This window comes from Haloferax sulfurifontis, from assembly GCF_014635105.1.
GTDB classification, from domain to species: domain Archaea; phylum Halobacteriota; class Halobacteria; order Halobacteriales; family Haloferacaceae; genus Haloferax; species Haloferax denitrificans.
In genome coordinates this window covers 287550-308685 of record NZ_BMCI01000001.1, presented here as the reverse complement: position 1 = coordinate 308685, position 21136 = coordinate 287550, and the positions used below count along the sequence as shown (strand labels likewise).

Annotated in this window: 22 protein-coding genes; 12 read left to right on the top strand and 10 right to left on the bottom strand. The window is 69.6% G+C overall.

The window, feature by feature from the left end:
* Positions 1-35: 35 nt before the first annotated feature.
* From IEV64_RS01650 to IEV64_RS01625, 6 genes are all read right to left on the bottom strand, one after another.
* On the bottom strand, positions 36-614 hold the full coding sequence (locus tag IEV64_RS01650) for a DnaJ domain-containing protein (RefSeq protein WP_007275325.1): 579 nt from the start codon (positions 612-614) through the stop codon (positions 36-38).
* Between the two features lie 88 nt (positions 615-702).
* Positions 703-1500, bottom strand: coding sequence for an orotidine-5'-phosphate decarboxylase (gene pyrF, locus IEV64_RS01645; protein ID WP_188422980.1), 798 nt, complete (start codon positions 1498-1500; stop codon positions 703-705).
* Positions 1501-1562: 62 nt separating this feature from the next.
* Positions 1563-2369, bottom strand: a complete 807-nt coding sequence (gene nadC, locus IEV64_RS01640; protein WP_007275323.1) for a carboxylating nicotinate-nucleotide diphosphorylase — start codon at positions 2367-2369, stop codon at positions 1563-1565.
* Positions 2356-3984 (bottom strand): L-aspartate oxidase, encoded by a 1629-nt coding sequence (locus IEV64_RS01635; protein ID WP_188422979.1) that lies wholly within the window; start codon positions 3982-3984, stop codon positions 2356-2358. Before IEV64_RS01635 ends, nadC begins: the two co-directional genes overlap by 14 nt.
* A complete protein-coding gene (gene nadA / locus IEV64_RS01630; protein WP_188422978.1) occupies positions 3981-5138 on the bottom strand; it encodes a quinolinate synthase NadA in 1158 nt (385 codons plus the stop codon). The genes IEV64_RS01635 and nadA overlap by 4 nt, the downstream gene beginning before the upstream one ends.
* A 210-nt stretch (positions 5139-5348) precedes the next feature.
* Complete coding sequence (locus IEV64_RS01625) at positions 5349-6989, bottom strand: amidohydrolase (protein WP_188422977.1); 1641 nt, start codon at positions 6987-6989, stop codon at positions 5349-5351.
* A gap of 152 nt (positions 6990-7141) precedes the next feature.
* Between IEV64_RS01625 and hmgA the strand changes: the two genes are divergently transcribed.
* Both hmgA and IEV64_RS01615 read left to right on the top strand, forming a co-directional pair.
* Entirely contained in the window at positions 7142-8353 is a 1212-nt protein-coding gene (gene hmgA / locus IEV64_RS01620) for a hydroxymethylglutaryl-CoA reductase (NADPH) (RefSeq protein WP_188422976.1), read from the top strand.
* Between the two features lie 208 nt (positions 8354-8561).
* Entirely contained in the window at positions 8562-8711 is a 150-nt protein-coding gene (locus IEV64_RS01615; protein ID WP_188422975.1) for a hypothetical protein, read from the top strand.
* Between the two features lie 56 nt (positions 8712-8767).
* Here the strand turns inward: IEV64_RS01615 and IEV64_RS01610 are convergent, their stop codons facing one another.
* Positions 8768-9307 carry a DUF5817 domain-containing protein gene (locus tag IEV64_RS01610; protein ID WP_188422974.1) on the bottom strand — a complete coding sequence of 180 codons (540 nt, stop codon included), beginning with the start codon at positions 9305-9307 and terminating at the stop codon, positions 8768-8770.
* Between the two features lie 239 nt (positions 9308-9546).
* Between IEV64_RS01610 and IEV64_RS01605 the strand changes: the two genes are divergently transcribed.
* Both IEV64_RS01605 and IEV64_RS01600 read left to right on the top strand, forming a co-directional pair.
* Positions 9547-10050 carry a DUF2238 domain-containing protein gene (locus tag IEV64_RS01605; RefSeq protein ID WP_083874920.1) on the top strand — a complete coding sequence of 168 codons (504 nt, stop codon included), beginning with the start codon at positions 9547-9549 and terminating at the stop codon, positions 10048-10050.
* 172 nt (positions 10051-10222) lie between these two features.
* Entirely contained in the window at positions 10223-10678 is a 456-nt protein-coding gene (locus IEV64_RS01600; RefSeq protein WP_188422973.1) for a DUF2238 domain-containing protein, read from the top strand.
* Positions 10679-10732: 54 nt separating this feature from the next.
* On the opposite strand, the gene icd is transcribed toward IEV64_RS01600, so the two are convergent.
* Positions 10733-11992 (bottom strand): isocitrate dehydrogenase (NADP(+)), encoded by a 1260-nt coding sequence (icd, locus tag IEV64_RS01595; protein WP_188422972.1) that lies wholly within the window; start codon positions 11990-11992, stop codon positions 10733-10735.
* Positions 11993-12109: 117 nt separating this feature from the next.
* Between icd and IEV64_RS01590 the strand changes: the two genes are divergently transcribed.
* The 5 genes from IEV64_RS01590 (at position 12110) to IEV64_RS01570 (ending at position 15539) form a co-directional block, all read left to right on the top strand.
* Positions 12110-13072 (top strand): isoaspartyl peptidase/L-asparaginase, encoded by a 963-nt coding sequence (locus IEV64_RS01590; RefSeq protein ID WP_188422971.1) that lies wholly within the window; start codon positions 12110-12112, stop codon positions 13070-13072.
* Between the two features lie 84 nt (positions 13073-13156).
* Positions 13157-14092 carry an oxidoreductase gene (locus tag IEV64_RS01585; protein WP_188422970.1) on the top strand — a complete coding sequence of 312 codons (936 nt, stop codon included), beginning with the start codon at positions 13157-13159 and terminating at the stop codon, positions 14090-14092.
* Between the two features lie 69 nt (positions 14093-14161).
* On the top strand, positions 14162-14590 hold the full coding sequence (locus IEV64_RS01580) for a DUF7522 family protein (protein ID WP_004969556.1): 429 nt from the start codon (positions 14162-14164) through the stop codon (positions 14588-14590).
* An 88-nt stretch (positions 14591-14678) separates the two neighbouring features.
* Positions 14679-15317, top strand: coding sequence for a DsbA family oxidoreductase (locus IEV64_RS01575; protein WP_089777323.1), 639 nt, complete (start codon positions 14679-14681; stop codon positions 15315-15317).
* A 66-nt stretch (positions 15318-15383) separates the two neighbouring features.
* On the top strand, positions 15384-15539 hold the full coding sequence (locus IEV64_RS01570; RefSeq protein WP_004969554.1) for a hypothetical protein: 156 nt from the start codon (positions 15384-15386) through the stop codon (positions 15537-15539).
* A gap of 96 nt (positions 15540-15635) precedes the next feature.
* Here the strand turns inward: IEV64_RS01570 and IEV64_RS01565 are convergent, their stop codons facing one another.
* A complete protein-coding gene (locus IEV64_RS01565; protein WP_188422969.1) occupies positions 15636-16277 on the bottom strand; it encodes a dienelactone hydrolase family protein in 642 nt (213 codons plus the stop codon).
* Between the two features lie 166 nt (positions 16278-16443).
* On the opposite strand from IEV64_RS01565, the gene IEV64_RS01560 reads away from it, so the two are divergent.
* Genes IEV64_RS01560 through IEV64_RS01550 form a run of 3 tightly spaced genes read left to right on the top strand, consistent with a single transcriptional unit; the run spans position 16444 to position 18810 of the window.
* Positions 16444-17478: a thiamine pyrophosphate-dependent dehydrogenase E1 component subunit alpha gene (locus IEV64_RS01560; RefSeq protein ID WP_007275309.1), complete on the top strand. Its 1035-nt coding sequence runs from the start codon at positions 16444-16446 to the stop codon at positions 17476-17478.
* Positions 17478-18518: an alpha-ketoacid dehydrogenase subunit beta gene (locus IEV64_RS01555; protein WP_188422968.1), complete on the top strand. Its 1041-nt coding sequence runs from the start codon at positions 17478-17480 to the stop codon at positions 18516-18518. Before IEV64_RS01560 ends, IEV64_RS01555 begins: the two co-directional genes overlap by 1 nt.
* A gap of 31 nt (positions 18519-18549) precedes the next feature.
* The gene (locus IEV64_RS01550) at positions 18550-18810 is read left to right on the top strand and encodes a lipoyl domain-containing protein (RefSeq protein ID WP_007275307.1); all 261 of its coding nucleotides are present in this window, start codon (positions 18550-18552) and stop codon (positions 18808-18810) included.
* An 18-nt stretch (positions 18811-18828) separates the two neighbouring features.
* Here IEV64_RS01550 and ppk1 read toward each other — a convergent pair whose 3' ends face one another.
* The gene (gene ppk1, locus IEV64_RS01545) at positions 18829-21087 is read right to left on the bottom strand and encodes a polyphosphate kinase 1 (RefSeq protein ID WP_188422967.1); all 2259 of its coding nucleotides are present in this window, start codon (positions 21085-21087) and stop codon (positions 18829-18831) included.
* Between the last annotated feature and the right edge of the window lie 49 nt (positions 21088-21136).

Below are 21136 nucleotides of genomic sequence, written 5' to 3'. Positions count from 1 at the left end.
TGTGGCGGTCGAATGCGAGAGGAAACGAGACGCGCTCAGTCGCTCAGTCGCTCGTATGCCCGGTTGACGCGCTTGAACGCCTCCTCGTCGCCGGTCTTCGAGTCCGGGTGCGTCTCCTTGACGCGCCTCCGGTAGGCGGCTTTCACCTCGTCCGCGGAGGCGTCGTCGTCGAGGTCGAGCGTGTCGAGGGCTTGCCGTCGGCTCATACCGCGTCGCGGCGGGCGGACGTTCGGCCCGTCGCCGCGAGTTCGCTGTCGGCGGCGGCGTTCGCCGCCGAATCCGCCGTCTGGACCGAACCGCCCGGCGCGCGGTCCCTCTTGTGGGTCGCCGCGGGGCCCAGCGCCGAACCCGCCGGTCTCCCGGCGGTCGCTCCGCCGTCGCTCCGACCGGAAGCCGAACCCGCCGCGTCCGGCGTCGGCGCGGACGCGCGTCCGGCGGAACCGCTCGTGGAGGCGGCCGCTGACGTGGGCGTACATGAAGTAGGTCGTCGCGCCGAAGGGGAGGGCGACGAACAGCAACAGGAGCTGTCGGTAGGCGAACGCCAACACGACGAGGAGCATGGTGATGCCCGCGAACACCGCCGCGAGCCCCATGACGAGTCGGTCTCGGTCCACGGGCGCAGTTAGGGTCGCACGGTGGTAAACGTCTCGCCGGGGCGCGACCGCCGGACGAGGCGGCCGAGAAACCCGCCCACGCGTCGCCTCAGCGGTACTGATTCAGTCGCTTTTTGAGGCGCTTGGCCGCCTGCCCGGCGGCCTTGTCGAAGTCCTCGCCGCGGTCTTCGCCGGCGAAGATGATGCCGCGAGAGGAGTTCACGAGGCCGACGCCGTCCGCGAGGCCGAACTCGACGGCGGCCTCGGCGTCGCCGCCCTGCGCGCCCACGCCGGGGACGAGAAACGGCAGGTCGGGCACCTGCTCGCGGAGGTGCTCCAGTTCGTCGGGGCCGGTCGCGCCGACGACGAGGCCGACGTTCCCGTGTTCGTTCCAGAGGGCGCAGAGCGCCGCGACGCGCTCGTAGAGGGGTTCGCCCGAGTCGAGTTCGAGCGACTGGAGGTCGGAGCCGCCGGGATTCGAGGTGCGGCAGAGGACGAACACGCCCTTGTCCTCGCGGGCGAGGAACGGCTGGATGGAGTCGCGGCCCATGTAGGGGTTGACCGTGATGGCGTCGGCGTCGTCGAGCAGGTCGGCGTACTTGCGGGTCGTGTTGCCGATGTCGGCGCGCTTGGCGTCCAAGAGGACCGGCACGCCCTTGCCGTGGGCGTAGGCGATGGTCTCCCGCAGGGCGCGCCAGCCGTCTTCGTCCTCGTAGAACGCCGCGTTCGGCTTGAACGCCGCGGCGTGCTCGTGGGTCGCGTCGATGATGCGGCGGTTGAACGCCCAGCGCGGGAGGTCCTCGTCGATCAGGTGCTCGGGGATGCGGTCGATATCGGCGTCGAGGCCGACCGAGACGACGCTGTCTGTCGCCTCGATGCGGTCGCGGAGGTCGTCGAAGAAGCCCATTGCCCGCGAGTGCGACGACCGAAAGTAAGGGGTTTTCCCTTCGCTCCGGGTGGACCGGCCCCTCACCCGGTCCGGAAGGAGAAGTCCGAACTCGGCGCGCTGTGGGTGAGCCAGCCCATCGACACCACGTCGACGCCGGTGTCGGCGTAGTCGGGGAGCGTCTCCGGGGTGATGCCGCCGCTGGCCTCCGAGAGGACGCCCTCGGGGAGTCGGGAGACGCCCTCGCGGACCGCCTCGGGCGGGAGGTTGTCGAACAGGACGATGTCGGCCCCGGCGGCCGCGGCGCGCTCGCCCATCGCGGGCGTCTCGACTTCGACTTCGAGCTTGGTCGCGAACGACTTGCGCTCGGCGAAGCGGCGGACCGCCTCCTCCAGACCGAGTTCGGCGACGTGGTTGTCCTTGACCATCACCATCCCGGAGAGCGTGAGGCGGTGGGTGTCGCCGCCGCCGGCGACGACGGCGCGCTTTTCGACGCCGCGGAGGCCGGGAGTGGTTTTGCGGGTCGCGGCGACCCGAACCGAATCCGAGACTTCGCGGGCGGCGTCGACCGCCTCGCGGGTCGTCGTGGCGACCCCGGAGGCGTGGCCGACGACGTTGGCGGCGACGCGCTCGCCGCGGAGGACGTTCCGGGCGTCGCCCTCGACGCGGAGGACTTCGTCGCCCGCTTCGACCGCGTCGCCGACTTCGACCGCTCGCTCGGCCTCGACGCCGAGGGAGCCGAAGACGGCGACGGCGGCGTCGAGACCGGCGGCGACCGCCGGTTCCTTGGCGACGAGCCGGCCGGTGGTGTCGCCGGGCACGTCGTTCGTCACGTCGCGGTGGCCGACGTCCTCGGCCAGCCAGCGCTCGACCGTCTCAGTCGTCAGCACTCGGGGTCACCCCCTGTCCGGCGTCGTCGCCACGCTCGCCTCCGTCGCCTCCCTCGCTTCCCTCGCGCCCGTCGGGGTCGACGAGCGAGTGACAACCGGCCGACGGCGCGTCGGCGGCCGCGCGGGCGACGAGGAGCGACGCGACGCAGGCGTTCCGGAGTTCGTAGACGGCCCGCGAGACGCGGGTGCGGGCGTAGGCGTCGACCTCGCCTTTCAGGCGGCGGAGCCGCGCCCGCGCGGTGTCGAGGCCGTCGGGCGTGCGCTCGATGCCGACGAACTCGTCCATCGTCCGCCCGAGGCGGTCGAACTTCGTGTCGGCGAAGGCGTCGGGGAGCGCCGGGTCGGAGTCGCGCGGCGGCGCGTACTCGACGGTCTCGGCCTCGCCGCGGCCCCGGTCGGACGCGGTCTCGCCGGCGCGGACGCCCCAGACGAGGCCTTCGAGCAGGCTGGTCGAGGCGAGTCGGTTCGCGCCGTGGACGCCGGTGCGGGCGCACTCGCCGACGGCGAACAGCCGTGACAGCGAAGTCCTGCCGCGGTCGTCGACGGCGACGCCGCCGCAGAGGAAGTGCTCGCTCGGGGCGACCGGGATGCCGGCGTCGAGGTCGACGCCGCGGTCGTCGCAGAGCGCCGCGAGGTCGGGGAACTCCCCGCGGAAGGCGAGGTCGGCCACGTCGAGGACGACGCGGCCGGTCCGGTCGCGGGCGCGGGAGACGGCGCGGGCGACCACGTCTCGGGGGGCGAGTTCGGCGTCTTCGTGCACGTCAGGCATGAAGCGGCGGCCGTCGGCGTCGCGCAGGACCGCGCCCTCGCCGCGAACGGCCTCGCTGACGAGAAACGGTCGCGCGTCGTCGTCGGCCCGTGGGTCAGTCCGGGGGTCGTACGCCGTCGGATGGAACTGGACGTACTGCATGTCAGAGACGGTCGCGCCGGCGAGCGCGGCCATCGCCACGCCGTCGCCGGCCGCGCCCGCGGGGTTGGTCGACCGGGCGTAACAGTCGCCGATGCCGCCGGTGGCGAGGACGGTCGCCCCGGCGAACACGGGTTCGACCTCGCCGTCCGCGAGGACGGTCGCGCCGCGGACGGTCCCCTCCTCGGTCAGGAGGTCGAGCGCCATCGCGTCCTCGACGATGCGCACGCCGTCGCGGGCCGAGAGGTGCTTCAGGAACGGCCGGAGGACGTGCGCGCCGGTGCTGGCGTCGACGTGGAGGATTCGGCGGCTGGAGTGCCCCGCCTCGCGGGCGAGGTCGAAGTCGGCGGCGTCGGTGCCGGCGGCGTCGCCAGAATCCGGGTCGCCGGCGTCGCCGTCGCCCGCCGCGTCGAACTCGACGCCGAGCGTGTCCAACAGCACGTCCTCGACGACGGCGCGGGACTCGGAGACGAGCGTCTCGACGGCCTCGGGGTCGGCGGTGTCGTCGCTCGCCCGGCGGATGTCGGCGGCGAACTCCGCGGGCGCGGACCGGGTGACGGCGATGCCGCCCTGCGCCCAGTCTGACGCGGCGTCCTCGGGTTCGGTCGCCTTCGTGACGACGAGCACGTCGGCCCCCTCGCGGGCGGCGGCGAGGGCCGCGGCACAGCCGGCGATGCCGGAGCCGACGACGAGCACGTCGGCCTTCATAGTTCGAGCATGCGGTCGAGCGCGACCGCGGCGAGTTCCTTCTCCTCGGGCGCGACCTCGACGACGTTGGGTTCGCGGCCCGCGGCGAGTTCTTCGAGCACCCACGTCAGGTAGTTGGGGTCGACCTGCCGCATGGCGTTGCAGTCCATGCAGGCGTCGCCGCAGAGGGGGCGCACGTCGACCTCGGGGTGCCAGCGCGCGAGGTGTCGCGCGAGGTGGACCTCGGTGCCGATGGCCCACGTCTCGCCGGGGTCGGCGTTCGCGACGACGTCGCAGATGTGGCTCGTGGAGCCGACCTCGTCGGCGGCCGCGACGACGCTCGGGCGGCACTCGGGATGGGCGACGACCTTCGCGCCGTCGGCCTGCGCCGCCTCGACGTGGTCGACGCGGAAGCGCTCGTGGACCTGACAGTAGCCGTCCCAGAGGATGACTTCTGCGTCGCCGAGGTCCGGAATGTCGGGTTCCACCTCGCCGGCGGCACCCATCGACTCGGCCACGTCGCCGGCCCACGGGTCCCACTCGACCACGCCGTCGATGCCGAGGTCGTCGGCCGTGTTGCGCCCGAGGTGCTTGTCGGGAAGGAACAGCACGGCGTCGCCGCGCTCGAAGGCCCACTCGAAGGCGTCGGCGGCGTTCGAGGAGGTGCAGATGAGCCCGCCGTGGGAGGCGCAAAAGGCCTTCAGGTCGGCGTAGGAGTTCATGTACGTCACGGGGACGATGTCCTTGCCGCCGCTTTCTTCGACGAGCGTCTCCCACGCGGAGTCGACCTGCACGGCCTCGGCCATCCCGGCCATCGGACACGACGCCTCCATCGACGGGAGAATCACCGTCTGGTCGTCGTCGGTGATGACGTCCGCGCTCTCGGCCATGAACGTCACGCCGGCGAAGACGACGTAGTCGGCGTCCGACTCGGCGGCGCGCTTCGAGAGTTCGTAGGAGTCGCCGATGAAGTCCGCGTGCTCGACGATTTCCCGGCGCTGGTAGTTGTGCCCGAGGACGACGACGCGGTCGCCGAGCTCCTCGCGGGCGGCGGCGATTCGCCGGGAGCGGGCGGCCTCGTCGAGGTCGCGGTGGCTCTCCGGAAGCTGTTCGAGCGTGTCGTATTTGAACAGGCTGAGCTCCGACTCGAACCCGACCGACTGTAATTCAACCACGATTGGTCACCACGGTGGAAGTCCAATCATCGGCCCTTATTGAAAAATATTTTTCTTCAATACTCGTGGCTCACCCGTAAATATTCTCTACACAGACGATTGGCCGGTGGTACATGCACTCGATTAGTCGTTCGAAGTCGAGCACAGTCTCTACTCGGTCGAAGAATAATTTTCTTCAAAAGAGTAACGACATCGATAGTTGTTCTCTGCTCAGTCGCGTTCGAAGACGACGCGACCGTCCACGACGGTCATCGAGACCGGGACATCGCGAATCGAGTCGGTCTCCCACGGCGACTCGTCGAGGACGACGAGGTCGGCGGCGGTGCCGACCGCGACGGTTCCCAGTCGGCCCTCGTCGAACCCGGCGTAGGCCGCGCCGGAGGTGTACGCCCGAAGCGCCTCGGTGACGGTGAGCGACTGGTCGGGGTTCGGGTGGTCGGTGGCGAGGTCGACGCCGAGAAGCGGTCCGAGCGGCATGCAGTCGCTCCCGAACGCGAGGTCCACGCCCGCATCGAGCAGGTCGCGGTAGCGGTTGGTCCGCAGGCGTCGCTCGCCGAGCCGGGCGTCGTAGAGGCCGCCCTCGTCGGCCCACTTCAGGAAGTTCGGCTGGACCGAAGCGACGACGCCCGAGTCGGCGAAGCGCTCGATAGCTTCGTCGGACGCGAGTTCGACGTGTTCGACCCGGTGGCGGGCCGCGCCGGGGTCGTCGGTCTCCTCGTACGCGTCGAGCACCGCGTCGACGGCCGCGTCGCCGATGGCGTGGGCGGTGAGTTGGTAGCCCGACTCGTCCGCGTCGGCGACGAGGTCGCGGAGTTCCTCGGGGGCGACGACCCACTGGCCCGTCTCGTCGTCGGCCGCGTCGGGGTCCGCCGCGGCGTCGGCGTAGGGTTCTGTGAGCTTCGCGGTCCGCCCGCCGAAGCTCCCGTCGGTGAACGTCTTTATCGCGCCGACGGTGACGAGGTCGCCGCGACTCCCGCCGCCGTGGTTCGTCCGCAGGCCGACCTCGCGGAGCGCGTCGAGGTGGTCGGACCAGTAGTTGATTCGGACGCGGAGGGCCAGTTCGCCGGCGTCGGCGAGGTCGCGGTAGACCTCGGGCGCGCGGGAGCCGCGGACCATGTCGTGGACGCCGGTGACGCCGCGGGCGGTCGCGTACGACTGCGCCGCGCGGACGAGTTCGGTCATCTCCTCGCGGCCCGGCTCGGTCGCCTCGCGGAGCACGTCGACCGCGCCCTCGACCACGACGCCCGTCGGGTCGCCGGCATCGTCGCCGTCACCGTCGTCTCCGGCGGTCCGCACGCCCTCGTCGGGCAGTTCGTCGGCGTAGCGGTCGAGGACGACCGAGTTGACGCCGGCGGTGTGGAGGTCCTCGCGGAAGGCGACCACGGGACGCGACTCGGAGACGGCGTCGAGGTCGTCGCGGGTGAGGTATCTCGATTCGTCCCACCTGCTCTCGTCGTAGCCGTAGCCGAGCACCCAGTCGGTCCCGCCGTCGCCGATTCCGTCGCCAGTCCCCCCATCGCCTCCCTCGGTTTCGCGTTCGACCTCGGCGGCGCGCTCGCGGAGCAGTTCGACCGCCTCGGCCGCGGAGCCGGCCTCCGAGAGGTCGGCGTGGACGATAGACCGGCCGACCATCGGGAGGTGCGTGTGGGCGTCGATGAAGCCGGGGAGGACGACGCGGCCGCCGCAGTCGACGACCCGCGTCTCGACGCCGGCGAGCAGTTCCACGTCGAACGTGCGGCCGACCCGGACGACCTCGCCGTCGCGGACGGCGACGGCTTCGTGCGTCTCGTCGGGCGACCCGAGAGTGTGTACCTCCGCGTTCGTCAGTACGAGGTCCGCTGCCGCAGTCATACGTTCGACCCCGACGCGGGAGGGCAAAACGGTTCGGGAGGCGGCGGAGCGGTCGGGCGGTGGTCGGACGACGGGGCGGCCTTGAACGGGGACGGACCGCGGGCGTTGGAAGAACCGGAACGCGTTAGGGCCGGCGCGGGAAACGTCGGGGCATGACAGACGCCGCGTCCCTCGCAGACCGCGTTCGGGAGGGCGAACTCCGCCTCCACGAACTCGAAGCGCACGCCGACGCCGACACCGCCGCCGAGGCGCGCCGCTCGCTCGTCGAAGAGCAGTCCGGCGCGTCGCTCGACGCGGTCGGGAACTACGGCTTCCCCGCGGAGGCCGCCGAGTCGGCCATCGAGAACATGGTCGGCGCGATTCAGGTGCCGATGGGCGTCGCCGGCCCCGTCTCGGTCGACGGCGGCTCCGTTGCCGGCGAGAAGTACCTCCCGCTCGCGACCACCGAGGGCGCGCTCCTCGCGTCGGTCAACCGCGGCTGTTCGGTCATCAACAGCGCCGGCGGCGCGACCGCTCGCGTCCTCAAGTCCGGGATGACCCGCGCGCCGGTGTTCCGCGTCGCCGACGTGGCCGAGGCCGAGGCGCTCGTCTCGTGGACCCGCGACAACTTCGCGGCGCTGAAGGAGGCCGCGGAAGAGACGACGAACCACGGCGAACTCCTCGACGTGACGCCGTACGTCGTCGGTAACTCCGTGTACCTGCGGTTCCGCTACGACACCAAGGACGCGATGGGGATGAACATGGCCACTATCGCCACCGAGGCCGCCTGCGGCGTCGTCGAAGACGAGACGACCGCCTCGCTCGTCGCCCTCTCGGGCAACCTCTGTTCCGACAAGAAGCCCGCCGCCATCAACGCCGTCGAGGGCCGCGGGCGGAGCGTCGCCGCCGACGTTCGAATCCCGCGCGAAGTCGTCGAGGAGCGCCTGCACACCACGCCCGAAGCGGTCGCGGAACTCAACACCCGCAAGAACCTCGTCGGCTCCGCGAAGGCCGCGAGCCTCGGCTTCAACGCCCACGTCGCCAACGTCGTCGCCGCGATGTTCCTCGCCACCGGGCAGGACGAGGCGCAGGTCGTCGAGGGGGCGAACGCCATCACGACCGCCGAGGTGCAGGACGGCGACCTCTACGTCTCGGTCTCCATCGCCTCCCTCGAAGTCGGCACCGTCGGCGGCGGCACGAAGCTCCCGACGCAGTCCGAGGGCCTCGACGTCCTCGGCGTCAGCGGCGGCGGCGACCCCGCCGGCTCCAACGCCGACGCCCTCGCCGAGTGCATCGCCGTCGGCTCCCTCGCGGGCGAACTCTCGCTTCTCTCCGCGCTCGCCTCGCGGCACCTCTCCAGCGCACACGCCGAACTCGGCCGGTAACCGGGCCGTTTCAGTTTCACTAGCTCCAGAAACGACTGAACCGCTTTTCTTCGCGCTTTTCGGACCTGTCCCTCCTGATTCGAACCTCGACGTCCACTTTCACTTTCACTCCGCACCCGTGGCTCGCGTTTATTCCGTTCCCGTGAAAACGATGAAAACGCGTCCGTCGGGGAGCACCCGCGGGCGTGTCCACACCCCATCCCCTCCCATGCCCGTCTCCACACGCGGTACCGACCCCGAATCGACCGACGAGTACGACGACGCGCGGCGGGTGGCGCTCGCGCTCAGGCTGGTGAAGTTGGCGCTCGGCGTCGTCGCCTCCGCGCTGACCGTGGCGAAGTTGCTCGGCGCGCTCTGAGAGTGGCGAAGGTTGCTCGGCGCGCTCTGGTGAGTCCGCGAGGGCGACCCCGGCGCTCAGACCAGCCGGTGTCGGCCCCGCGACTCCGACACCTCGCCGCGCCGCCGGAGCTTATCGAGCAGGTCGCGGGCGCGGTCCTCGGGGACGCCCCGCTCGACCGCCGCCGCGACGATTTCCGCCTCGGTCGGCCGGTCGCCGTCCCGAACCGCCTCGCGGACGACCGTCAGGCGGTCGGGCGACCCCGACGACGAGTTCCGACCCCGCGCGGCGGCCTCGCCCGCCTCGAACACCTCGTCGGCGTCGAGTCCCGAGCCTTCGAGGTACTCGCGGTCGTCGACGCCCGACTCCTCGACCCGCCGGTCGAGTTCCGAGACGTGTTCGACCTGCGCGAACGCCTCGCTGTCGCCGTGTTTCTTCGCCAACAGCGCCGACCGCGCCTGCCGCGCGGCGTCCCTGTCGTCGGACTCGAAGAAGCGCCGGAGCTTCTTCGTCTGGTGTCGCCTGCCGCACCGCGGACACGTCGCCGTCTTCGACCCGTCGGGGTCCGAAAGCAACCACATGTTCGCGCAGTCCGTACACCCCACGACCGCGTACATACGCCGTTGTTCCGCGGCGGCGGATTTGAACGTTCGGGAGCGCGAGCCGCCGCGGGCCCCTCTCGAACGAGGCCGTGATACGTTTCAGTCGAAACATATGAGGAGAAAGCATTTATCAACCCGGTGTCACAATCCGATAGACGGTAGTCCCTAACTATGCCCTCCCCCCGCGTACTTCCTCCATGGACAACGCCCGGCGCGCCGAACACCCCGGTCACCGCGACGAGCGACGGCCGACGATGAGTCACTCGAAGCTCGCGCGCGAGCCGTGGCTGTGGGCGTTCGTCGGCGTCTGGGCGGCAGTCGTCAGCGCGCTCCACTTCGGCGGGCTCGCGTACAACGTCTACACGCGCATCTGGTGGTGGGACGTGCTCACCCACTCGCTTTCGGGCTTCGGCGTCGCGGGCGTGTTGTTCCTCGTGTTCCCGCAGACGTTCCGCGGCGCTCGCGCCCCCGTGGTCGTCGCGACCGCCCTCCTCGCCATCGGCGCGGGGTTCGAGGTGTACGAGTACCTGTTCAAGGACTTCTGGTGGGGCTGGTCGATGGCCTACTACGCCGAGGACACCGCGATAGACCTCGTGGTCGACGTGGTCGGCGGCCTCGGATTTTTCGCCTTCGTCGAAGGCATCCTCCGGTCGCGGACGCCGGCCGACGCGACTCCCGGCGAGTCGTCGCGCCGAATCGGCCACCTCCGCTCGGACGGCGGCGAGCAGTCGGGCGACGACTGCCCGGCGAACCGCTGACTCCGGCGTCGGCACGGCCGTCGACGAGGTTAATTTCACCCCGGACGTGTCGTTTCGTCGGGAAAAGTTACATACCGATGATGGCCTATCTCTCGTCTATGCTTCCGCTCGCAGGCAACCGCACACACCTCCCCGCCACCCCAGCCGACGCGGTTCACCGTTCGACCCGCGCATGCTGAGACGAACCTGGAACGAGACGGTGTTGGCCGGGTGGGAAGAACGCCCCCGAGAGATGGCCGTCGTCGCCGTGTTCGGGAGCGTCGTCACCGTGACGCACTTCACGAGCATGGCGCTGTTTCTCTACACGCGCATCTGGTGGTGGGACATCTTCGTCCACGCCGCCTCCGGGTTCGGCGTCGCGGCGATTCTCTACGTCCTCAATCCCCGCCTGCTCCACTCGCGGCTCGCGCTCCTCGTCGTCCTCCCGATGGCCGTCGCCGCAATCGGCACGTGGTTCGAGGTGTACGAGCGACTCTTCACCGGCTTCTGGGTCGGGTGGCCCCGCTCGGTCTACTTGGAAGACACGGCCGTCGACATCGTCGCCGACACCGCCGGCGCGGTGGTCTTCGGCGTCGTCAGACCGCTGTGGAACCGGATTCGGCGCTGGCGAGACCCGAATCGACTGTAGTCGGCGCGAAAGAGATGCGGCGTCCGTGCCGCGAGAGAGAAGTGGTGTGGTCGCTTACGCGAGTTCCTGAATATTCTCGACGACCTTGTCGGCGTACTCGCTCGTGGCGAGCTTGTTACCGCCCTCGATCTGGCGTTCGAGGTCGTAGGTGACGTCGCCGTCCGAGATGGTCTTCTCGACGGCGTCGCGGATGAGCTTGCCGGCGTCCTTCCAGCCCATGTACTCGAACATGAGGCGGCCGGAGAGAATCATCGCGGTCGGGTTGACCTTGTCCTGGCCGGCGTACTTGGGCGCGGAGCCGTGGACGGGCTCTGCGAGGCAGAGACCCTCGCCGAAGTTCGCGCCGGGGGCGATGCCGAGACCACCGATCTGCGCGCCGGCGGCGTCGGACATGTAGTCGCCGTTGAGGTTCATCGTGGCGATGACGTCGTAGTCGGCGGTGCGGGTGAGAAGCTGCTGGAGCATGTTGTCGGCGATGCGGTCCTTGACGACGACCTTGTCCTCGGGACGCTCGCCGTCGTACTCTTCCCACAGTTCGTCTTCGGTGATGGTGACGTCGCCGAACTCCTCTTCTGCGAGTTCGTAGCCCCAGTCACGGAAGGCACCCTCGGTGAACTTCATGATGTTGCCCTTGTGGACGAGCGTGACCGACGGGCGGTCGTTTTCGAGGGCGTACTCGATGGCCTCGCGGACGAGGCGCTTCGTCCCGAACTCGGTGATGGGCTTGATGCCGATGCCGACAGGGCCGTCGTGGATGACGCCCGTGGCGCCCATCTCGTCTTCGACGAACTCCTTGACCTTCTGGACCTCGTCGGTGCCGGCTTCCCACTCGATGCCGGCGTACACGTCCTCGGTGTTCTCGCGGAACGTGACCATGTCCATCGCCGAGGGGTTCTTGACGGGCGACGGGACGCCGTCGAGGTGGTAGGTCGGGCGGACGTTCGCGTAGAGGTCGAGCTTCTTGCGGAGCGCGACGTTGAGCGAGCGGAAGCCCGCACCGACGGGCGTCGTGAGCGGGCCCTTGATGGCGACGCGGTGGTCGCGGATGGCACTTACCGTGTCTTCCGGGAGGTTCTCGTCGTACTTGTCGCGGGCGGACGAACCGGCGTAGACGCGCATCCAAGAGACCGAGCGGCCGGTCGCTTCGGCGGCGGCGTCGAGGACCTTCTGCGCGGCGGGGCCGACGTCCGTTCCGATTCCGTCGCCGTGGATGATCGGAATAATCGGGTTGTCGGGGACGGAGAGCTCTCCCGTCTCCTCGTCGACCGTGATTTTCTCGCCGTCGTCCGGAACCTCAATCTGGTCGTAGCTCATGAACAATCAGAGCTTTCTAGTGCGGTGTAAAAGTCCTGCCGTTATCGACGGCGAAGGGCAAGTATCGCTCTGTGCGGGGTCGATACGTTTACACTCGCAGTCGGGAGACACTCGCGTATGCGAATTATCCTCCACGGCGGTGCCGGCGGCATCCCCGGCGAACCGGCGCCCAGACAGGCCGTCATGGACGACGCGGCCGACGCGGGCGCGAGCGAGTCCGACCCGCTTTCGGCGGTCGAAACCGCGGTCCGCGTCCTCGAATCCGACCGCCGGTTCAACGCCGGCGTCGGCGGCGCGGTCCAGTCCGACGGCGTCGTCCGCACCGACGCGGGCGTCATGCTCAGCGACCGCCAAGTCGGCGCGGCCGCCGGCATGGAGGGCGTCGAACACGCCGTCTCCGTCGCGCGGGCGGTCCTCGAAGAGACGCCGCACGTCCTCCTGACGGGCGACCCGGCGGTCGAGTTCGCCGCCGACGCGGGCGTCGAGACCGGCGTCGACCTCTTTACCGACGAGACCCGCGAGCGCTGGGAGAACGCGGACGCTCCCGATGGCTCACCCAGCGAACACCTCGCGTGGCTCGCCGACCGGTTCGGCGGGAGTACGAGCGACCCGACGGCCGAGGCCGGTGACGGCTTCCTGCCGGCGCTCGACAATTCCGAGGAGACCTCGGCAAGCAGTGGCCGCTCGGCTCACGATGTTCGCCTTCCCGGCCACGACACGGTCGGGGCGGTCGCCACCGACGGCGAGACGTTCGCCTCCGCGACTTCGACCGGCGGCCGCTGGTTCGCCCTCGCCGGCCGCGTCGGCGACGTGCCGCAGGTCGGCTCGGGCTTCTACGCCTCCCCGGCCGGCGGCGCGTCGACCACGGGGGCGGGCGAAGACATCGCGCGCGTGACGCTCGCGCGCCGCGCCGTCGGCCACCTCGAACGCGGCTGTGACGCCCAGACCGCGGCCGACCTCGCCATCGAGGAGTTCGGCGAACTCACCGGGTCGTCGGCGGGCATCATCCTCCTCGACGACGAGGGCTTCGGCTCGGCGTTCAACTCCGACGGGATGCAGACCAGCACCGCGTCGAACTGAGGTCCTCGTGGCCGGTCGCGGCCGCCTTCCGGTCGCGCCGGCCCCGCCGCCACGGTTTACTCGGTTCGGGCCGTTGAATCCCCCATGAGCGACTGGACCGCGGCCGACGTTCCCGACCTCTCCGGGAAGACCGTCGTCGTCACCGGCGCGAACAGCGGCCTCGGCTTCGAGGCGACGCGCGTGTTCGCCGAGAAGGGCGCGCACGTCGTCATGGCCTGCCGGAGCCTCGACCGCGGCGCGGACGCGATGGCCGACATCCGCGAGTCGGTGTCGGCGGCCTCGTTGACCCTCTCGGAACTCGACCTCGCCGACCTCGACTCGGTCCGGCGGTTCGCCGACGAGTTCGCCGCCGAACACGGGTCGCTACACGTCCTCTGCAACAACGCCGGCGTGATGGCGATTCCCCGGCGCGAGACCGCACAGGGCTTCGAGACGCAGTTCGGCGTGAACCACCTCGGCCATTTCGCCCTGAGCGCCCGCCTGTTCCCGACGCTCCGCGACACGCCCGGCGAGACGCGGCTCGTCACGATGTCGAGCGGCCTCCACGAGCGCGGCCGGATGGACTTCGACGACCTGCAGGGCGAACGCGACTACGACGAGTGGGACGCCTACGCCCAGAGCAAGCTCTCGAACCTGCTTTTCGCGTTCGAACTCGACCGCCGGCTGACCGCCGCGGGCATCGACGACGTGCTGAGCGTGGGCGCACACCCCGGTTACGCCGCCACCAACCTCCAGTTCCGCGGCCCCGAGGCGTCCGGGTCGACGCTCCGGTACTGGATGAGCAAGCTCGGCAACGCGATATTCGCCCAGTCCGCCGAGATGGGCGCGCTCCCCCTCCTGTACGCCGTGACCTCGCCGGCCGTCGAAAGCGGGGAGTACGTCGGCCCGCAGGGGCTGTTCGGCATGCGCGGCCATCCCGGCATCGCGGAGCCGAGCGACCGCGCCAGAGACCCCGAGACCGCCGCGCGGCTCTGGGACGTGTCGGAGGAACTCACCGACACGCGGTTCCGACTGGCCTGATTCACCACCTGTCTCGGACGAGCGCCGGGAGGCGAGACGGCCAAATACTGCGGCGTGCTATCTACCCCCGTGACCGAATCAACGCCGACAATCACTCAGAGCGTCGCCGACGCCATCGTCTCCACCTGCCGAACGACGCTCGGGGACTCCCTACGGAGCGTCGTCCACTTCACCCGCGACGACTTCGACGTGCTGTACGTCCGACGGGACCTCTACGACGGCGACGAGGCCGCGGCGCGCGCCGCCAAGTCAGAACTCGTCGAGAACGAGCGCACCGGGTTCGGCCCGCGAGAGACCTACAGCGCCGGCACGACCGGCGCGACCCCCGACTTCGGCGAGTACGAGTTCACCCTCCGCGTCTTCTCGGACGGCTTCGTCGGCCGCGTCGTGGGCGGCGACCGCGGCGTCATCGTCACCACCGACGAACTCGAACTCTCGGAGTTCGAGGAGATGGAAGTCGCGCTCCGCCGGATGCTCGAATCGACCCCCGGCGTGTGAGTCCCGGTCCGAGCCGTCGCCGCGTCGTCGCGTCGACCGCACACGACAGAGCAATCCGCTTTTGTAATCGGGAGGGATACGAGTGTGTATGAGCGAACCCGACGCGGACCCGGAGCACATCACCGTCTACTCGGACTACGTCTGTCCGTTCTGTTACCTCGGCCGCGAGTCCCTGCGGCAGTATCAGGCGACCCGCGACGAGGAACTCGACATCGACTGGCACCCCTTCGACCTCCGGAGCCACAAGCGCCGCCCCGACGGGAGCATCGACTTCTCCGTCGACGACGGGAAAGACGACGACTACTACGAGCAGGCCAAGGAGGGCGTCCGCCGCCTGCAGGACAAGTACGGCGTCGAGATGGACCTCGACATCGCGACCGACATCGACTCCCTGCCGGCGCAGGTCGCCTCGTTTCACGTGAAACAGCACTACGACAACGACACGTGGCTCGAATTCGACGTGGCAATCTTCGACGCGCTCTGGCAGGGGGGCGAGGACATCGGCAACGAGGACCTTCTCGTCGAACTCGCCGAGGACGCGGGCGTCGAGGGCGACGAAGTCCGCTCTGCGCTGTCGGACGACGCGCTGTTCGCGGAGGTGCGCGAGCAGTTCGCCGAGGCCCAGCGCCACGGCGTGACCGGCGTGCCCACCTTCGCCTACGACGGCTACGCGGCCCGCGGCGCGGTCCCGCCGGAACAGCTCGAACGCCTCGTCGACGGGGTCTGAACCCGCGTTCGCCGGGCGAAGCCCGCGCGAGGTACCTTCATTTTGTAAGCGGCCGTAGCTATGTACATGGCCAACAGACACCACCGTTGCAACCTCTGCGGCCGCGATTTCGACAGCGGCGAGCGACTCGACGAGCACGTCGAGCGCCGCCACCCCAAGGAGGACGTTCGCTGGTGGGTCGTCGTCGAAGACCCCGCGAAAGACCTCAAGTTCTCGCGCTGAGCGTCCCGACCCATCCCGGTCGCCCCGCACTTGACTCCGCGGTCGCCTCGCGGTCGCCCCGCAGTCGCCCCGCGGTCGGCTCCGCGAGCGACGCCCTCAGCCGAGGTGCGTCTCGAACCAGTCGGCGGCGAGGTCGGCCACCGCGTCCAGCTCGCCCGGCCCCTCGAACAGGTGGCCTGCGCCCTCGACGACCTCCAGCGACTTCTCGCAGTCGAGTTCCGCGAACGCGTCGCGGTTCAGACTCAACACCGGTTCGTCGGCACCGCCGACGACGAACAGCGTCGGAGCCGTCACGTCGCCGAGCCGCGACTCCGCGAGGTCGACGCGGCCGCCCCGAGAGACGACCGCGCCGGCGTCGTCACCGAGGTCGGCCGCCGCGAGGACCGCCGCCGCCGCGCCGGTGCTCGACCCGAAGTAGCCGTAATCGAGGTCGGCGGTGTCGTCGCGGCCGCGGAGCCACTCCGTCGCGCCGAGCAGTCGCTCCCTCAGAAGCGGGATGTCGAACCGCGTCCCGTACTCCTCGTCTTCCGCCTCCGTGAGCAGGTCGAAAAGGAGCGTCCCGACCCCGCGGTCGCGGATGACCTCGGCGACGAAGTTGTTCCGCGGGCTCTTCCGACTGCTGCCGCTCCCGTGGGCGAACACCACGAGCCCCGCCGCGCCCGCCGGAATCCGAAGGTCGCCCTCCAGCACCGCGTCGCCGACGGGTATCGAAACGAGATTCGGCGTCGTGTCGCTCATACGAGACGATACGACGGACTGCGGCTTAGGCCTGTCTCGACCCGTCGGCTCCCGTGAACGCGGAGTCCGCTCGTTCTGATGGTCATGACTTACACAATTAATGTTAATATACAATCGGGAGTACACCCGAACGCCAACCATGGTGAGTGTTACCGACCTACGGACGATGTACGAGCAGATGGTGACCGCTCGGCACTACGAGGAGCGGCTGGTAGACGAGTACCTCGTGGGGAAACAGCCGGCGTTCGACATCTCGGCGGGACCGATTCCCGGCGAACTGCACCTCGCGGCGGGGCACGAGGCGTCCGGCGCGGGCGTCTGCATCCACCTCCGCGACGACGACACGGTGACCGCGCCGCACCGACCGCACCACATCGCCATCGCGAAGGGCGTCGACCTCAAGCGCATGACGGCCGAGATTTTCGGGCGGAAGACGGGGCTGTGCCGCGGGAAGGGCGGCCACATGCACCTGTTCGACCCCGACGTGAACTTCGCGTGTTCGGGCATCATCGCGCAGGGCTGTCCGCCGGCGGTCGGCGCGGCGATGGCCGCGAAAAAGCGGAACACCGACGCCGTCGCCGTCGCCTTCCTCGGCGAGGGCGCTATCGACCAGGGCGGCTTCCTCGAATCGCTGAACCTCGCGGCGGTCCACGACCTCCCGGTCGTCTTCGTCGTCGAGGACAACGACTGGGCCATCAGCATGCCCAAAGACCGCGTGACGGACGTACAGAACGGCGCACAGCGCGCCGACGGCTTCGACATGCCGGGCGTCCGTATCGACTCCGACGACGCGGTGGCCGTCTACGAGGCCGCGGACGAGGCCGTGATGCGCGCCCGCGACGGCAACGGGCCGACGCTCATCGAGGTGCAGGTCCACCGCCGGATGGGTCACTTCATGGGCGACGCGGAGGGGTATCGCCCCGAGGCCGACATCGACCGCGCGGAACAGCGCGACTCCATCGAGCGACTCGCCGAGGACCTCCGCTCGCACGGCGTGACCGACGACGACATCGACGAGATTCGAGAGCGCGCCCACGAGCGGGTTGAGGAGGCGATTTCGTGGGCGAAAGAACAGCCCGAGCCCGACCCGGAGGAGGCGTACGAGAACGTGTTCACGAACCCGCCGGCGCAGGCGGCGACGGACGGCGGGGCCGCGGCAGACGCGCCGGGCGACGCCGGCGAGACGGGAGGTGACAACTGATGGCGACCGAATCACGAGACTACACCGAAGCGACCGAGACGGACCGCGAACTGACCATGAGCCGGGCGATGGTCGAGGCCATCGCGTGGGAGATGCGCGAGAACGAGGAGGTGTTCTACATGGGCGAGGACGTCGCCGACTACGGCGGCATCTTCTCCAGTACGACCGGCCTCTTGGACGAGTTCGGCCGCGACCGCGTGATGGACGTTCCCATCAGCGAGACGGCCTACCTCGGCGCGGCGGTCGGGGCCGCACAGGCCGGAATGCGCCCGATTGCCGAGCTGATGTTCGTCGACTTCTTCGGCGTCGCCATGGACCAGATCTACAACAACATGGCGAAGAACACCTACATGAGCGGCGGGGCCGTTTCGGTGCCGATGGTGCTGACCACGGCCGTCGGCGGCACTTACAACGACGCCGGCCAGCACTCCCAGACGCTCTACGGGACCTTCGCCCACCTGCCGGGGATGAAGGTCGTCGTCCCCTCGACGGCCTACGACGCCAAGGGCCTGATGCACAGCGCCATCCGCGACGACGACCCGGTCGTCTACATGTTCCACAAGCGCCTCATGGGTCTCGGCTGGATGCCGTCGCCATCGGGCCCGAAGACCGGCGTCCCCAAAGAGGACTACACGATTCCGTTCGGCGAGGCCGACGTGAAACGGCCCGGCGACGACGTGACCGTCGTCACCCTCGGCCTGCACGTCCACCGGGCGATGGAGGCCGCGGAACACCTCGACGAAGACGGCATCGACGCCGAGGTCATCGACCTCCGGACGCTCGTGCCGCTCGACACCGAGACGGTGCTCGACTCGGTCCGTAAGACCGGGAAACTCCTCGTCGTCGACGAGGACTACCAGTCGTTCGGCGTGACGGGTGAAATCGTCGCGCGGGCGGCGGAGGGCGCGCTGGACGACCTCTCGGCGGTCAAGCGCCTCGCCATCCCCGACGTGCCGATTCCCTACGCCCGCTCGCTCGAAGACGAAGTCAACCCCGACACCGACGACATCGCGGCGGCCGTCCGCGAACTCCACGAATGACGGGAGCGTCGGAACCGAACGGGGGTCGCGCATGACGGACGCCGTCGACGTGAACTCGGCGGACTCGTGGCCCGACGACGCGGACGACGTAGACGAGGGCTACCTCGCCAACTGGTTCGTCCGCGAGGGGTCGGCGGTCGACGAGGGCGAGACGCTCTGCGAGATACAGGTCGAGAAGGTGAGCATCGACGTGGCCGCGCCGACGGCGGGGACGGTCACGGAGATACGCGTCGGCGAGGGCGACGACTTCGCTCGCGGCGACGTGCTCGCGCGGGTGCAACCGAGCGCCTGACTCGGATTCGATTTTTCGTCAGTCGTCGCCCGCCCGGTACGCCTCGCCGAGCGCCCGGTCCATCAGCTCTCGGTGAGCCTCTCGGACCCGCTCGCCGTCGCCGGGGCGACGCTGTTCGTACCGACCGTCGGCGTCCATCACCCAGCGCCGGCGGTTGTCCGACAGGAGCGCGTCGAGCACGGCGTCGAGTTCGGCGCGGTGTTCGGGGTCCTCGACCGGCGCGACGGCCTCGACCCGGCGGTCGAGGTTGCGGGTCATCCAGTCGGCGGAGCCGACGTAGTACTCCGGGTCGCCGTCGTTTTCGAAGTAGAAGATACGCGAGTGTTCGAGGAACCGACCGACGACGCTCGACACCGAGACGTTCTCCGAGAGCCCCTCGATACCGGGTCTGAGCCGACAGATGCCGCGGACCACGAGGTCGATGTCGACGCCGGCCATCGACGCCTCGTACAGTTCGCGGACCATCGCGGGGTCTTCGAGGGCGTTCATCTTGGCGACGATGCGGGCCTCGCGGCCGGCGCGGGCGTGGTCGGCCTCTCGGCGGACGAATCGCGTCATCTCCTCGCGGAGGTTCGTCGGCGCGACCAGCAGTTTCCGGTACGTCTCGGCCCGCGAGTGGCCGGTGAAGAAGTTGAACAGGCGCACGAGGTCGTGGCCGATGTCCGGGTCGGCGGTGAACAGCCCGAGGTCGGTGTAGAGCTTCGCGGTCTGGGAGTGGTAGTTGCCGGTGGCGACGTGGGAGTACAGCCGCACCTCGTTGCCCTCCTCGCGGACGACGAGCGCCGTCTTCGAGTGGGTCTTGAGGCCGATGGTGCCGTAGGCGACGTGGATGCCCTCCTCTTCGAGCCGGCGGACCCACCGGAGGTTGTTCTCCTCGTCGAACCGCGCTTTGAGCTCGACCATCACCGCGACCTGTTTGCCGTTGTTGGCGGCCTCGATGAGCGTCTCGATGACCTCGGAGTCGGGGGCGGTGCGGTAGATGGTGGCCTTGATTGCCAGCACGTCGGGGTCGGCCGCGGCGGCCGCGAGGAACGTGCCGACGGTGCCCGTAAACGAGTGGTACGGATGGTGGACGAGCACGTCTTTCCGGGCGATTTCGGCGAACACCGACTCGGGGTCGTCGGCGGAGCGGCCGGCGAACCGCGGGTGGGGCTGGGGCGTCCACGGCGCGATTTCGAGTTCCGGGCGGTCGAGGTCGAAAAGCGACGCGAGCGCCCCGTAGTCCAGCGGTAGGTCGCGCTCGAACACCTCGGGGTCGTCCACGTCGAGCTGTTCCGCGAGCAGGTCGCGGACCGCCTCGGGCGTGCCCGACTGGACTTCCAGCCGAACGACCGTGGCGAACCGACGCTGGCGGAGCACGTCCTCTATCGTGGCGATGAGGCCCTCGGCGACCTCCTCGTTCCGGCGGACCTCGGCGTTCCGCGTCACCCTGAACGCCGAGGTGTCGATTATCTCGACGTTCGGGAACAGCAGGTCGATGTTGCGCTCGATGACGGCCACGAGCGGGACGAATCTGACTGGCGCGGAGGCGGCGGCCGATGAAACGGTGTCGGAGTCGCTTGCCCCATCCGCGTCGGCGACGCGCTCGTCCACGTTGACGAGTCGCGGGCGGTTGCCGGGGACTTTGACCCGCGAGAACTTCGTCGGCTCCTCTGCGCCCTCGGTCGTGCGGACCGCGAGCGAAAGCGAGAGGTTCGAGATGAACGGGAAGGGGTTCGACGGGTCGAACGTCAGGGGCGTGAGCGTCGGCAGGACCGACGCCTCGAAGTAGTCGCGGAGGGCCGCCCGCTCGTCGGGCGCGAGGTCGTCGTAGCCGACGATTTCGATGCCCGCGTCGGCGAGCGCGGGCCGGACGAGGTCGTGAAAGCAGGCGGACTGCCGGTCGAGCAGGTCGCGGGCGCGGTCGAGGACGAGCGACCACTGCCCGCTCGGCGTCCGCCCGTCGGGCGAGAGTTCGCTCACGCCCGCGGCCATCTGCTGTTTCAGGCCGCCGACGCGCTTCATGAAGAACTCGTCGAGGTTCGAGGTGAGAATCGAGAGGAACTTGACACGCTCGAAAAGCGGGTTGCGGTCGTCTATCGCCTCGTTGAGGACGCGCTCGTGGAAGGCGAGTTCGCTGAGTTCGCGGTTGAGATACAGCGCGGGGTCTGCGAGGTCGGCGTCGGCCGGCTCCGTCGCGTCTTCGCCGCGCTCGCGGGCGCGGACCGGCGCGGTCGTCTGCTCCTGACCGGCGCGTCGGCCCTGCGAGTCGCCGCCGCGAGGCTCGTCGTCGGACATGTACTTGAGAGGAGATGGTTCGGCGGCGACCTTTAGTTCGCCGCCTCGG